Here is a 14,153-nt window from a genome sequence, read left to right on the forward strand (position 1 = left end):
GACCTACCAGTGAACGAAGTGACCGAGTCACCCATCGAGGCCGCGCTGCCCCTCACCCCGTTGCAGCAGGGGATGCTCTTCCACGCGCTCTACGACACCGAGTCCGTGGACGTGTACACCATCCAGGCCGCGTTCGAGCTGCGCGGTGAGGTGGACGCCGGGCGGCTGCGCGCCGCCTGCGCGGCCGTCCTGGCACGCCATCCGGTGCTGCGGGCCGGGTTCCGGCTGCGCACCAACGGCAGCCCGGTGCAGTTGGTGCGCCGTACGGTGACGACGCCCTGGACGGAGCTGGACCTCTCGGGGGAACCGGAGGCCGGGCGCCGGGTGCGCCTGCTGGCCTTCCTGGAGGAGGACCGGCTGCGCCGCTTCGACATGGCGGCGCCTCCGCTGATGCGGTTCGCGCTGCTGCGGCTGGGACCGGCCCGGCACGCGCTGGTGCTGACGTACCACCACATCCTGCTGGACGGCTGGTCCCTGCCGCTGGTCCTGCGCGATCTGTGCGAGCTCTACGCGCGTACGGAGCCGGGCGACGGCGGTGCCGCCGGCGCGGCCTCCGGTGCCGGGGGTGCCGGTTCGGCCGCGGACTTCACCGACTTCCTGCGCTGGCTCGGGCGGCAGGACCCGGCCGCCGCGCGGCAGGCGTGGCAGACGGCTCTCGACGGGCTGGAGGAGCCCACGCTGGTGGCTCCCGGCGCGGCCTCGGCGGGTCTCGACGCGATGCCCGGAATGCTGCCCGTCACCCTCGGCACGGAGGCGACGCGGGCGCTCACCGCCACGGCGCGGGCGCACGGTCTGACGCTCAACACGGTGGTGCAGGGCGTGTGGGCGCTGCTGCTGTCGCTGCTGACCGGACGCGACGACGTGGTCTTCGGCCAGACCGTGCACGGCCGGCCGGCCGAGCTGCCCGGCGCCGACTCCATCGTCGGTCTGCTGATGAACGCGGTGCCGGTGCGCGCGACCCTCTCTCCGGGCGAGTCGATGGCCGAGTTGTTCGCCCGCGTGCAGGACGAGCAGTCGGCGCTCGCCCCGCACCAGCACCAGGGGCTCGACGAGGTGCAGCGCCTGGCCGGGTTCGGCGGAGCGTTGTTCGACACCTCGACGGGCATCGGCAACGCGCCCTTCGACTGGTCGACCGTCCAGGAGATCGCCCCGGGTCTGCGGCTGGGCCCGCTGGCGCACACGGCCGACGCGGGCGGCCAGGAGATCAGCGGCTCCACCCACTACCCGCTGAGCGTCGTCGCCGTGCCGGGGCCGGAGCTGCGGCTCGAACTCAACTACCGCGCCGACCTGTTCGACCCCGAGCGCATCGAGCTGGTCGCCTCCCGGCTGCGTCTGCTGCTGGACACCTTCACCCGTGCTCCCGGCACCTTCGTCGCGGCGGTCCCGCTGCTGACCGAGGAGGAGCGGGACCGGGTGATCGATGTGTGGAGCCGCCGGCCCGGAGCAGAACGGGCGACGGAACGCACCGGCTCCACGGTCGTCGAGCTGTTCGAGGGCCAGGTACGACGGTGTCCGGAGGCGACGGCGGTGGCCGACAGGCGCGGCTCGCTCGGCTACCGGGAGCTGGACGAGGCCGCGAACCGGCTCGCCCGGCTGATGTCGCGCCGCGGGGTCCGGCCGGGTGACCGGGTGGTCGTGGCGCTGCCGCGCGGCACGGACCAGATCGTCGCGATCCTCGCCGTGCTGAAGGCGGGCGCCTGTTACGTGCCGGTCGACCTCGCCTACCCGGCGGAGCGCATCGCCTTCCAGATCGACGACTCGGATCCCCGGCTCGTCGTGTGCACCGGCGATGCCGCTCCGGCGCTCGGCGGACACGCCCCCACGCTGCCGCTCGACTCCCCCGCCGTGACGGACGAACTGGCACTGCTGCCGGGTCGTCCGCTGACCGACGACGAGCGAGGCGGTCCGGTACGGCCCCAGGATCTCGCGTACGTCATCTACACCTCGGGGTCGACCGGGCGGCCCAAGGGTGTCGCCGTCGAACACCGCACGCTCGACGGCTATCTGGCCTTCGCCCGCTCCGCCTATCCCGGTCTCGGCCACCAGGCCCTGGTGCACTCGCCACCGTCCTTCGACCTGACCGTCACCGGCCTGTTCGGCCCGCTCACCATGGGAGGCGTCGTCCACGTCGTCGACCTGGAGGACTCGTGGGACGACGAGATCCCGGCGGGCGTCGGACGCCGGCCCGCCTTCGTGAAGGCCACCCCGAGCCATCTGCCGATCCTGACGGCGTCCGAGGAGTGGCTGTCGCCCTCCGGTGAACTGGTGCTCGGCGGCGAGCAGTTGACCGGCGAGGCGCTCGCCGGATGGCGCGCGCGCAACCCCGGGGCGACGGTCGTGAACGAGTACGGTCCGACCGAGGCGACCGTGGGCTGCATGGAGTACCGGCTGGAGCCCGGGGATCCGCTGCCGCCGGGCCCGGTGCCGATCGGTGTGCCGGTGCCCGACGCGCGCATCTACGTCCTCGACGGCTTCCTGCGACCGGTGCCGGCAGGCGTCTCCGGCGAGCTGTACATCGGCGGCGAGGTGCTCGCCCGCGGTTACCTCAACCGGCCCGGCCTGTCCGCGGCACGCTTCGTCGCCGATCCCTTCGCGGGTGACGGGACGCGCATGTACCGCACGGGCGACATCGCCCGGTGGCGCTCCGACGGCGTCCTCGTCTACGGCGGCCGGACCGACGACCAGGTCAAGGTCCGCGGTTTCCGGATCGAGCTGGGGGAGGTCGAGAGCGCTCTGCTGGCCGACCCCGCCGTGGCACAGGCGGTCGTGGCGGTACGGAAGGACAGGCGCGGGGCGCCGCAGCTGGCGGCGTACGTCGTGGCTGCCACGGGCCGGAGGGCGGAGCCTGTCGCGCTCGCCGAACGGCTCGGGGCGCGGCTGCCCGCCCACATGGTCCCGTCGTCGATCGTCCCGCTGTCCGAGCTGCCGGTGACCCGCAACGGCAAGGTGGACCGGACCGCGCTCCCCGCACCCGAACTCGCCCTCCCCTCAAGCGACTCGGTGCCTCAGCAGGAGGCCGCCGGCCGCACGGCGGCCGTCGAGCCGGAGGAGCGCGCGGCGGCCCCGGAGTCCACCGAGCACGCGGCGGTCCCGGAGCCGGAGGAACCGGGGAGAACCGAGACGCCAGGGAGGCCGGAAGAACCGCGGAAGCCGGAGGAACCGCGGGAGTCCGAGGAGTCGGAGGAGTCGGAGGAGAGCCTGTCCGACACCCTGTCCCAGCTCTTCCTTCAGGTGCTGAACCTGGACGGTGCCGGGGCCGACGGCGACTTCTTCAGCCTCGGCGGCGACTCCATCACCGCCATCCAACTCGTCGCCCGCGCCCGCAAAGCCGGCCTCCGCCTCACCCCGAAACACATCTTCACCCACCGCACCGCCAGCGCCCTGGCCGCCTTCCTCCGCCAGACCGACACCCCCGCCCCCGCAGCCACGCAGAAGCCGGCGAAGGACTCGACCGTCCAGGATCTCGCGGACGCCGCCGAAGTCGCCGCCACCCTGGCCGGTCTGATCGGGCAGGTGCTGAACCTGGACGGCGCCGCGGCCGACGGCGACTTCTTCAGCCTCGGCGGCGACTCCATCACCGCCATCCAACTCGTCGCCCGCGCCCGCAAAGCCGGCCTCCGCCTCACCCCGAAACACATCTTCACCCACCGCACCGCCAGTGCCCTGGCCGCCTTCCTCCGCCAGACCGACACCCCCGCACCCACGCCGGATCCCCCGGCTCCGACGGTCCAGGAGACGGCTCCCGCCGCCCTCCTGACGCCGATCATGCACTGGCTGCACGAACGCGGCGGCACCGTCGACGCGTTCCACCAGTCGACCCTGCTGCGCGTCCCGCCCGCGCTCGGCCTCGAACACCTGGTGACGGCCGTGGGCACGGTGATGGAACGTCATGAGTCGCTGCGCGGCCGGCTGGACGGCGACGGCGGCCTGGTGCCGGAGCCCATGTCGTCGACCGCGCCGCACGAGGCGGTCCGCCGACTGGACGTCTCGGAGCTGACCGAGGAGGCCGGACGTGCCGCCATCACCGCGTGCGCCCGGCAGGACGCCGGGGCGCTCGCGCCGGGCTCCGGAGAGCTGGTGCGGGTCACCTGGTTCGACGCGGGACCGGACCGGCAGGGCAGGCTGCTGGTCACCATTCATCACCTGGCCGTCGACGCGGTGTCCTGGCGCATCCTGCTGACCGATCTGCACGCCGCGCTGGAGAGTGCGCGCGCGGGTGCCGCGCCTCGGCCCGAACCGGTGCCGGTGACGTTGCGCGAGTGGAGCGACCGGCTGCGCGGCGCCGCGCACAGCGCCGCGGTGTTGCGCGAACTCCCTTACTGGAAAAGCGTGTTGAGCCAGGACAGCATCCGGATCGGCGCCGCCCCGCTCTCCCCCGTCCACGACATCTACGCGACGGCGGGCGAGCGGACCCTCACCCTTCCGACGGAACTGACCGGCCCGCTCCTCAGCACGGTCCCGGCCGCGTTCGGCTGCCGCACCAGCGACGTGCTGCTCGCCGGGCTGGCGCTTGCGGTGGCCGCCTGGCCGCCCGCGAAGGCGGACGGCACCACCGGCGTCCTGGTCGGCGTAGAAGGGCACGGCCGCGAGGAGATCGACGACGACCTCGATCTGTCCGGCACCGTCGGCTGGCTCACCTCGCTCTACCCGGTCCGCGTCGATGCCGGCGCCGGCGACTGGACGGAGGACGCCGGACCGGCCGGCCCGCGGCTGGCACGGGCCGTGCGCGACGTCACCGCCCAGCTCGCCGAAGTCCCGGGCAACGGACTGGGATTCGGCCTCCTGCGCCATCTCAACCAGGTGACGGGCGGTGAGCTCTCGGCCTTCGCCCCGCCACGGATCGGGTTCAACTACCTGGGCCGGCAGAGCACCGCGGGTGACGGCGACTGGAGCGTGGCGCCCGAGTCGGACGCGCTGCCGATCGGGGCGGACCCTCGCATGCCGATGCCGCACGTCGTCGAGGTGAACGCGTCGGTCGACGACGACCCGGCCGGGCCGCGCCTGGTGGCGCACTGGCTCTGGGCCCGGCTGCACCTCACGGACGCCGACACGGCGGAACTGGGCAGGCTGTGGTTCGACGCGCTGCGCGCCCTGGTGACCCACGCGGCGACCCTGGCGGTGCCCCCGGTACCGGAAGGCGAGGTGGACGCCACGGAACTGGCGCTGCTCCGCCGGCGCACGGGCCTGCCCGTCGCCCGGGTGCTGCCGATGACACCCCTGCAGGAAGGGCTGCTCTTCCACGCCCGCTACGACAGCCGGGGCCTGGACGTCTACAACGTCCAGATCGCGCTGGACGTCCACGGGCGGCTCGACCGGGAGCGGCTGCGGGACGCCTGTGCCGCGCTGCTGCGGCGCCATCCGATGCTGCGGGCGGGCTTCCTGCACCTGCGGTCGGGCGAACCGGTGCAGGTGGTGCCCGAGGAGGTCCCGATGCCGTGGGAGTCGTACGACCTCACGGACCTCGGCGAGCGGGAACGGGACGAGCGGCTCGCCGGCCTCCTCGACGCCGACCGCCGCCGGCGCTTCGACCCGGCCGCTCCCCCGCTGATGCGCGGCACCTGGATCGCGCTCGCCCCGGACCACCAGCAGGTGGTCCTGACCATGCACCATCTCCTGGTGGACGGCTGGACCACCGCACTGCTGCTGCGGGACCTGCTCGCGCTGTACGGCCGGGGCGAACACCACGCCCTGTCCGAACCGGCCGACTACGGCGGCTATCTGGCCTGGCTGGCCGTGCAGGACAGGACCGAGGCGAGGCGCGCCTGGCACGACGCGCTGGCCGACCTCAAGGAGCCCACGCTGGTCGGCGACGGCAGGGACACCGCACGGGTGCGGGCCCTGCCGGAGAGCCTGGTGGTCTCGCTGTCCGGGGAGCAGACGGATGCGCTCCGAGAGGCCGCCCGCCGTACGGGGGTCACCGTCAACACCCTGGTGCGCGCCGCGTGGGCGCTGTGCCTGCACCGGTGCACCGGCCGACGCGACCTCGTGTTCGGCGCCACCGTCTCGGGCCGGCCGGCCGAACTTCCGGACGTGGAGGCCATGGTGGGGCTGTTCATCAACACCGTCCCGGTGCGGGTGCGGCTCGATCCGGCGGAACCGCTGGCCGCGCTGCTGACCCGGTTGCAGGAGGAGCACGCGGAGCTCCTGCCGTACCACCACCTGCCCCTGACCGACATCCAGCGGGCGGCGGGCCTGGGCACGCTGTTCGACAGCTGTGTGGTCTTCGAGAACTTCCCGCTCGCCGAAGCCGGGCGTGCCCAACCCGACAGCGGCCTGCGGCTGACGAAGGTGACGGGGTACGACGGCTACCACTACCCGCTGAAGCTGATGGCCGACCCGGGCCCGCAGCTTCGGCTGGAGATCAGCCACCGGCCCGATCTGGTCGACGCCGGACTCGCCGGGCAGGTCGCCGCACACCTGCGGGACCTGCTCGTCGAGTTGCCCGGCGCGACGACCGAGCCGGTGGGGCGCTTCCTCACCTCGGACCTGGCGCCGTCGCACAGCCTCACCCACCGGCTGTGCGGCCTGATCGCCGAGGTGCTCGGCCAGGACGACGTGGCCGCGGACGACGACGTCTTCGACCTGGGCTGCGATTCGCTGACGGCCCTGCGGCTGACCGGCCGTATCGAGGCGGTGCTGGACCGCGCGGTCGACGTCGGGACCGTCTTCCGCTGCCGCACGGCACGGGCCCTCAGCCACGCGCTCACCCCCTGAGCCCGGGGAGCCGCGGCGACGGGCCACTCGTCGCCGCGGCGGGTCCGGCACCACCGGACACCAGCAGACGCCCCCGACACCAGCAGACGCCAGCACGGACAGACGCCACGGGTGGCGGCCGGTTCTCCGGCCGCCACCCATGGCGTCTGCTGTTCGTCCGGTGCTACGGCCGGACGTTACTGGCTCTCGGGCGACCAGGTCGTGCCGTAGCGGGCGCAGATGGAGTTCACCTCGAAGTGGCTGGGCAGCGTGATGGACCCGTCGTCCACGTGACCGCCGATCAGCCGGATGACGTCCGAGACCCGCTCCAGGGACATCGCCACCTCGGGGGTCAGTGCCTCCAGCCGGAACAAGTCCTCGATGGTGAAGCCGAGTTCGGCCAGCGCCAGTGAGTGGAAGCCGAGATCCTGCACCAGCCGGTGGTGCGGACCGACCGCGCCGGTCTTCTGCGGAGCGACCAGACGGACCAGCGTGCAGACCAGACCGGGGATCTCCGCCGGACTCACCATGACATCGGTTTCGGACATGTGCGAGCGCTCCTTTTGAGGATGTGCGGGCTGTGACGGGACGCGAGCGTGCACATCACGGCTCGGTCTGCGCCATCGTGTCGCGCCGCCACGGCGTCCCACCAGGCAGTCGGACCGGCAAGCGCCGCTTCGTTCGCGCCACGCGGACGCGGACCGGTCTGCCGTGAAATTGCCGGTTGAAATGCCTGTGCACGGACCCGACTTGGACCCAGAATCCCGATGGCGCAAGGTGTCCAGGCCGTGTTGCGTCCGCGAAGGACGGCCTGGCTTACTGGCACGGCATGGCCGGCGCGCCCCACCTGCGCCGGACCCATGACACCGGGCGGGACGTACTGCGGGCACGACGTGCCCGACGGGGAGGATGGACAGTGACCGACACCCTGCACACGGGGCTGACGACGGCGAGCCTGCTGGCCGCGGACAAGGGCGACGGCAGCAACTTCGTCCTCTACTTCAACACCATTCTGATCGTCGTCATCGTGACCGTCGTCATCGTCCGTCAGTTCACGGTCCGGGCGGTCACCCAGCGCATGTACTTCTGGGTGGGTGTGCTCATCGTCCGCGGCTGCATCCCTCCGGGCCCGGCCGAGTTGAAGCCGGGGAGCATCGTCCTGCTCGTCCTCTCGCTGCTCGCGTCGGTCGCCTTCGGCTACTGGCGGGGCGCGGCCTTCCCCATGTGGAAGGAGAGCGACGGACGGGTGCTGCGCAAGGGCGACCGCCGCATCCTCCTGCTGTGGCTCGCGACCGTCGCCGTCCGGCTGGTGTTCGGGACGATCGGCGCGGTCGCGTTCGGCGAGGCCTTCAACGCCAACGCGCTCTGGCTCGGCATGGGCGTGACGCTGGCCGTACAGCACGTGATCATGATGCGCCGCAGGGACGAGGCACCGCTGAGGGCGCCGCAGACCGAGGCAGAAGCAACAAGTCGCTGAAAGGTGCCCCCGATTGAACGCGCAGACGCTGACCGAGCGCCCGTCGACCGCGGAGCCGGGGGTGTACGTCGGCGGAGTGTGGCGGCCCGTGACGGACGACGCGCCGATGATCCGGGTGACGAACCCGGCCGATGAACAGGTCATCGCCGTGGTGACGGCGGCCACCGAGCAGGACGTGGACGCCGCGGTCACGGCCGCGCGGACGGCGCTGCCCGGGTGGGCCGCGACGCCTCCCGCCGAACGGGCCGCCCACCTGGCCTCGTTGGAGAGCGGTCTGCGTGCCCGGGTACGGGAGCTGGCCGCGACGATCACGGCGGAGCTGGGCGCCCCGCTGGCGCTCAGCCGGATGGTCCACGTACGGACACCGCTGACCGTGCTCGCCTCGTACGCGGAACTGACCGCCCGCCACCCCTTCGAGGAGCGGATCGGCAACTCCCTGGTCCTGCACGAGCCCGTGGGTGTGGTGGGCGCGATCACGCCGTGGAACTACCCGCTGCACCAGGTGATCTCCAAGGTGGCCCCGGCCCTCGCGGCCGGCTGCACGATCGTGGTCAAGCCGTCCGACCTGACACCGCTGACCACCCGGCTGCTGACCGAGTGCGTGGCCGCGGCAGGTCTGCCGGCCGGCGTCTTCAACCTGGTCACCGGCGGCGAGACGGCGGGCCGCGCCCTGGTCGCGCACCCCGGGGTCGACCTGGTGTCGTTCACCGGTTCCACCCGGGTCGGACGGCAGGTCGCCGCTGTCGCGGCCGGCGCCGTCAAGCGAGTCGCCCTCGAACTCGGCGGCAAGTCCGCGAACGTGATCCTGCCGAGCGCGCGGCTGGACCGGGCGGTCCGTGCGGGCGTCTCCAACGTCTTCACCAACTCCGGTCAGACATGCAGCACTTGGAGCCGGATGCTGGTTCACGAGAGCCGGTACGAGGAGGCCGTCGCGCTGGCCGCCGAGGCCGCGGCCGGCTACGCGCCCGGTGATCCGCTGGATCCCGCGACCCTGATGGGCCCGCTGGTCGACGCGGGTCAGCGCGACCGGGTACGCGCGTGCGTCGTGCGGGGCGTCGAGGAGGGGGCGCGGCTGGTCACGGGCAGCCCCGAGGCGCCGGAGGGCCTGCCTAAGGGGTACTACGTACGCCCCACCGTCTTCGCCGACGTCACCGAGGACATGTCCCTCGCCCAGGACGAGATCTTCGGTCCGGTGCTGTCGATCATGCGGTACACGGACGAGGACGACGCGGTGCGCATCGCCAACGGAACGGTGTACGGCCTGGCCGGTGCCGTGTGGGCGGCCGAGGTGCCCGAGGCGCTGGCGTTCGCACGGCGCCTCGACACGGGCCAGGTCGACATCAACGGCGGGCGCTTCAACCCGCTGGCGCCCTTTGGCGGTCACAAGCAGTCCGGGATCGGCCGTGAACTCGGCGTCCACGGACTGACCGAGTTCCTTCAGACGAAGTCCCTGCAGATGTGACGGAGGTTCAGTCCCGGGGGTCGGAGCGGGCCGCGTCCACGGCGCGGGGGCCGGCCCCGCTCCCCGGCTCCTGTGGCGGTCCCGGCTCTCCGGCGGGCGACCGCCGGACCGGGGCGGAGCGCAGGCGCTGTCCGGCCCGGTGGAGGATGGCCGAGGTCAGCTCCCAGCCCGAGGCGATGGCCCCGATGTCCAGGTCGGAGACCGGTCCACCGGAGGCCGTGCCGCCCTGCGGGGTCATGCGTGCGTCCGGAAGGCGAGGGTCACGTTGTGCCCGCCGAAGCCCGCGGAGTTGCTCACGCAGGCGACCATGTCCGCGGGCAGGGCACGCGGGCTGTCCCGGACGACGTCGAGTCCGATCCTGGGGTCCAGCAGCTCGATGTTCATCGTCGGCGGCGCCGTCCGCTCCCGGAGCGCCAGCACGCTGGTGACGGCGGCCAGCGCCCCCGAGGCACCCATCAGATGTCCGCTGGTCGACTTGATCGCGGAGACCGCGTAGCCGCCGTCGCCCAGCACCCTGCGGATCGCCAGGCTCTCGGCGAGGTCGCCCTGCGGGGTCGACGTGGCGTGCGCGTTGACATGCGCGATGTCACGCGGGCTCAGGCCGGCGTCGGCCAGGGCCTTGCGCAGTGCCGCCGCCGCGCCGCGCCCGCCGGGCTCCGGCGCCACGATGTGGTGGCCGTCGGCACTGATGCCGGCGCCCGCGAGTTCGGCGTGGACGCGGGCCCCTCGGGCGCGTGCGTGCTGTGCCGACTCCAGGACGAGGACGGCGGCACCCTCGCCCATGACGAATCCGTCGCGCTGGGTGTCGTAGGGGCGGGAGGCGTGTTCGGGATCGTCGTTGCGGCGCGACATCGCCCGCATGCTCGCGAACGCCGCGACGGCCAGCGGCTGGATGATCGCCTCCGTGCCGCCGACGGCCACCACGTCGGCGCGGCCGAGCCTGATCATGTCCAGACCCGCCGCGATCGCCTCGGCGCCCGCGGCGCACGCGGAGGTCGGACTGTGCACCCCCGCCTGGGCGTTGATCTCCAGTCCGATGTGTCCGGCCGAGCCGTTGATCATCATCTTCGGCATCGTGTGCGGTGAGAGCCGTCGTGCGCCCTGGGTGCGGACCTGTTCGTGTCCCTCGACGAGGGTGCTCAGCCCGCCGATGCCGCTGCCGAGGACCGCGCCGACCCGTTCCGGCTCCGGGTGGCCGGGCTCACCGGCCCGGCCCAGGAAACCGGCGTCGGCCCACGCCTCGCGCACGGCGATGAGCGCGAACTGGGTCGCCCGGTCGAGCTTCCGCGCCTCCACACGGTCCAGTACGAGGCCCGGGTCCACGGCGGCCGGCGCCGCGATGCGGACGGGCAGGTCGGCGGGCCAGCCGGCGCCGAGCCGGGTCGACGCCGGGCGGCCGTCGAGCAGCGTGGCCCAGGTGGACTTGACGTCTCCCCCGAGCGGTGTCGTGACACCCACTCCGGTGATGACGACATGGTCCCTTGCGTGCACGGACATCTGAGGTCTCCCCAGTGATTCGGCGCGGTGATCCGGCGCGGTGATCCGGCACTCCGGCAGCACCGACGGCGTCAGGCTGCGTTGCGGAACGCCTCCGGTCGCGCGAGGTTCTCGCTCAGGAACAGGTCCCTGAGTTTCGGAGTGAGCAGTCCCAGCTGCCGCAGCAGATGAATGACCTGCTGGAACAGAAGCTGCCGGTAGCCGAACATCATCGGGTCCGTGCGGGCGAACCTGATGCCTTTCTCCACGTCGAGGTCCATGCGTTCCCAGACTTCTTTCAGAAGAAAGCGCCGGGACATCAGATGGATTGCCTCCAGCAGGAACTTCTCGCGCTGGTCGAGTTCCGCGGATGTCATTCCGTCGTAGAGGCCGGCGAGGGCGACGGAGCCGAATCCGACGTGGCGGGCTTCGTCCCGGGCGATCATCTTGGTGATCGAGGTGATGATGGGGTCGCCGAATCCGCTGCCCGCGAGGCGGGTCGCCGCCAGTGCCAGTCCTTCGACGACGACCTGCATGCCGAGATAGACGATGTCCCATTCCGACTCGGCGAGGAGATCCCGCAGCAGCGCCTTGAGGCCGGGGTTGATGGGATAGGACTCGCCCAGCTTCTCGTCGATGTAGCGCGCGTACGCCTCGACGTGCCGGGCCTCGTCGGCCACCTGCGAGGCGGCGTAGACCTTGGACTCCATGTCGGGGACGGTCTCGACGAGCCGGGCGGTGGTGACCAGCGCGCCCTGTTCGCCGTGGAGGAACTGGCTCACCATCCATGCCTGGTACTGCCAGCGGAACTCGTTCAGCCGTTCTTTCGGTACGGGGCTCTCGTGGTCCACGACGAATGTGGCCATGCCGGCACTGAACTCGTCGGCGAGCGGCGCCCCGAAACGGACGTCGTAGTCCCAGTCGATATCGGTGTCCGAGTTCCACTGGGAGTTCTTGTTCTTCTGGTAAAGGCGCCAGATGCGATTGTCGCGTTCGCCGTAGTCCCAGTTGAGGCAGGCACGGATCGACGCGTCCACCTCCATGAGGCCCGACCTGGCCTGGTCAAGAGTGAAGAGAGTCGAGTCGGACTCACTACGGAGTATGTCAGCCATGGGTCAACTCTGGGATTACGGCCGCCGCGCAGCCAGGTACACACCGGGCAACTGAGCGGCAGTCCCGATTGCCGGTGCCCTACCTGGATGCGCCGTCGCCGCGCCGACCAGCATGACCGGTGAGCCACACCATGACGGATGTCGGCGAACTCGTCCCGGAATTCACTGGAGATGCCCCCATGGCGCAGACCACGCGCAGCCGGCCGACCCTCGATCTCGTCACGGATCTGGAACGCACGCTCGGCGATCCCGAGGCGGGCGACGGCCCGTTCAGCTACGCGGCGATCGTCGCCCACGAGGAGCGGAACGAACTTCCGCCCGGCGCGGTCGAGTTGGCCCGCAGCTGGGGATTCCCCCAGTTCCTGGTGCCGCGTGAGTGCGGCGGACGGCTGAACAACCTCGAAGAGATCTTCATGCTGACGCGCTCCCTCGCGCGCCGGAACCTGACGATCGCGGTGATGTTCGGGTCCGCGCTGCTGGGGGTCAACCCCGTCTGGGTCTGGGGGAACGAGGAGCAGCGCCGGCGGGTGGCGGAAGGGCTGCTCGACGGCGACCTCGCCTGCTTCGCCGTGTCGGAGCCCGATCACGGGAGCGACCTCCAGGGCAACGAGACAACGGCCCGGACGGAGGGCGGCGAGTTCGTGCTCAACGGCGAGAAGTGGCCGGTCGGCAACGCGACCCGCGGCCGCTTCGTGACCGTGTTCGCCACCACGGAGAACCGCCGCCAGTCGCTGCTGCTCGTCGACAAGGAGCAGCTGGCTCCCGGGAGTTGGAGCAACCATCCGTTCGTCCGGACGGTCGGGCTGCGCGGTCACGATCTGAGCGGCATCGCCTTCCACGACGCGCGGATCCCGAGCGACGCGGTGCTGGGCCGCGGCGGCGCGGGCCTGATCGAGGTCCTCAAGGCGCTCCAGATCACCCGTACGGCCATCGGCGCGCTCTCCATCGGAACGATGGACTCGGTGCTGCGCATCGGCCTGCGGTACGCGTACGAGCGGTCTCTCTACGGCGCCGAGATCCGGCGGATCCCGGTGATCCGCCGGCATCTGCTGCATGCGCACCTCGATCTGCTGATCGCCGAGTGCACGGCCATCCCGGTGGCCCGGTCGCTGTCCGTCGCGCCCTCCCGGCTGAGCATGTGGTCGTCCGTCGTGAAGTACCTGGTACCGGTCGTCGCCGAGGGCGTGATCCAGGACATCGGGCGGGTGCTGGGCGCCCGCGGGTATCTGCGCGAAGGAGTCGCCGACGGGGCCTTCCAGAAGCTCCAGCGCGATCACGCCATCGCGAGCATCTTCGAGGGCACCACCCATGTGAACCTGCACAACATCGCGGCGCAACTGCCCAACCTGGCCCCGGTGGCCGGGACTTCGTCGCCCGGGGGTGCGGAGATCCTCGCGGACCTCTTCGACTGGAGCGAGGAGGCACCGGCCTGGCGGCCCACCGAGCACGTCCTGCAGCTGACGAACGCCTGCGAGGACGAGATCACGCGCGGCTGGGGCGAGGCGGTGGCCGAGGCCTCGGCCACCGCGGCGAAGCACCTCGACCCGGCGGAGGCGGCCGATCTGACCGGGATCCTCCGCGCGTTCGACGTGCGGCGTGCGGCCTTCTACGCGGGGCTGACGGCCGAGCCCGTCGAGGCGATGTCCGTGGCCGGCCAGGACGCCGCCGCCGAGCACTGCGTGCACCACGCGGCCGCGTCCTGTCTGTACACCTGGCTGCACACCTTCCGCGACGAGCGCGGTGTGCCGGCCACCACCGGCTGGCTCGTCCTGGTGCTCCAGCGCCTGCTGCAGCGGCTGGAACCGACGACGGAACTCAGCACCGCGTACGTCCCCGGCATCGAACGGGCGATGGAGGACAGCCTGGCCACCCCGTACCGCTTCTCCGTGCGCCACCTCAGGGAAGCGGCGCCGCAGGCGGGCTGAGGACGCGC

General features: G+C 72.0%; 8 protein-coding genes. 4 read left to right on the forward strand and 4 right to left on the reverse strand.

The features are described from left to right. Positions 1–9: 9 nt before the first annotated feature. A complete protein-coding gene (locus ACIPTO_RS00360) occupies positions 10–6,714 on the forward strand; it encodes an amino acid adenylation domain-containing protein (protein ID WP_401188060.1) in 6,705 nt (2,234 codons plus the stop codon). 176 nt (positions 6,715–6,890) lie between these two features. Here ACIPTO_RS00360 and ACIPTO_RS00365 read toward each other — a convergent pair whose 3' ends face one another. Further along, a complete protein-coding gene (locus ACIPTO_RS00365) occupies positions 6,891–7,241 on the reverse strand; it encodes an acyl carrier protein (protein WP_366324637.1) in 351 nt (116 codons plus the stop codon). 368 nt (positions 7,242–7,609) lie between these two features. Here ACIPTO_RS00365 and ACIPTO_RS00370 point away from each other — a divergent pair, with 368 nt between their 5' ends. Next, positions 7,610–8,170: a hypothetical protein gene (locus ACIPTO_RS00370; protein WP_401188063.1), complete on the forward strand. Its 561-nt coding sequence runs from the start codon at positions 7,610–7,612 to the stop codon at positions 8,168–8,170. Positions 8,171–8,276: 106 nt separating this feature from the next. Then, on the forward strand, positions 8,277–9,632 hold the full coding sequence (locus ACIPTO_RS00375; RefSeq protein ID WP_401189643.1) for an aldehyde dehydrogenase family protein: 1,356 nt from the start codon (positions 8,277–8,279) through the stop codon (positions 9,630–9,632). Between the two features lie 7 nt (positions 9,633–9,639). Here ACIPTO_RS00375 and ACIPTO_RS00380 read toward each other — a convergent pair whose 3' ends face one another. From ACIPTO_RS00380 to ACIPTO_RS00390, 3 genes are all read right to left on the reverse strand, one after another. Further along, the gene (locus ACIPTO_RS00380) at positions 9,640–9,870 is read right to left on the reverse strand and encodes a hypothetical protein (RefSeq protein ID WP_401188066.1); all 231 of its coding nucleotides are present in this window, start codon (positions 9,868–9,870) and stop codon (positions 9,640–9,642) included. Next, positions 9,867–11,129, reverse strand: a complete 1,263-nt coding sequence (locus ACIPTO_RS00385; protein ID WP_401188069.1) for a beta-ketoacyl-[acyl-carrier-protein] synthase family protein — start codon at positions 11,127–11,129, stop codon at positions 9,867–9,869. Before ACIPTO_RS00385 ends, ACIPTO_RS00380 begins: the two co-directional genes overlap by 4 nt. Before the next feature lie 71 nt (positions 11,130–11,200). Beyond that, positions 11,201–12,220: a ferritin-like domain-containing protein gene (locus tag ACIPTO_RS00390; RefSeq protein WP_366324629.1), complete on the reverse strand. Its 1,020-nt coding sequence runs from the start codon at positions 12,218–12,220 to the stop codon at positions 11,201–11,203. A gap of 179 nt (positions 12,221–12,399) precedes the next feature. Here ACIPTO_RS00390 and ACIPTO_RS00395 point away from each other — a divergent pair, with 179 nt between their 5' ends. After that, a complete protein-coding gene (locus ACIPTO_RS00395) occupies positions 12,400–14,145 on the forward strand; it encodes an acyl-CoA dehydrogenase family protein (RefSeq protein WP_401188072.1) in 1,746 nt (581 codons plus the stop codon). Positions 14,146–14,153: the final 8 nt, after the last annotated feature.

The sequence above is a fragment of the Streptomyces sp. NPDC090083 genome (assembly GCF_044747445.1).
Classification (GTDB): domain Bacteria; phylum Actinomycetota; class Actinomycetes; order Streptomycetales; family Streptomycetaceae; genus Streptomyces.

Coding starts and splice junctions, on each gene's coding strand:
- ACIPTO_RS00365 (WP_366324637.1), bottom strand. CDS start 7,241: ATGTCCGAAACCGATGTCATGGTGAGTCCGGCGGAGATCCCCGGTCTG.
- ACIPTO_RS00375 (WP_401189643.1), top strand. CDS start 8,277: ATGATCCGGGTGACGAACCCGGCCGATGAACAGGTCATCGCCGTGGTG.
- ACIPTO_RS00380 (WP_401188066.1), bottom strand. CDS start 9,870: ATGACCCCGCAGGGCGGCACGGCCTCCGGTGGACCGGTCTCCGACCTG.
- ACIPTO_RS00385 (WP_401188069.1), bottom strand. CDS start 11,129: ATGTCCGTGCACGCAAGGGACCATGTCGTCATCACCGGAGTGGGTGTC.
- ACIPTO_RS00390 (WP_366324629.1), bottom strand. CDS start 12,220: ATGGCTGACATACTCCGTAGTGAGTCCGACTCGACTCTCTTCACTCTT.
- ACIPTO_RS00395 (WP_401188072.1), top strand. CDS start 12,400: ATGGCGCAGACCACGCGCAGCCGGCCGACCCTCGATCTCGTCACGGAT.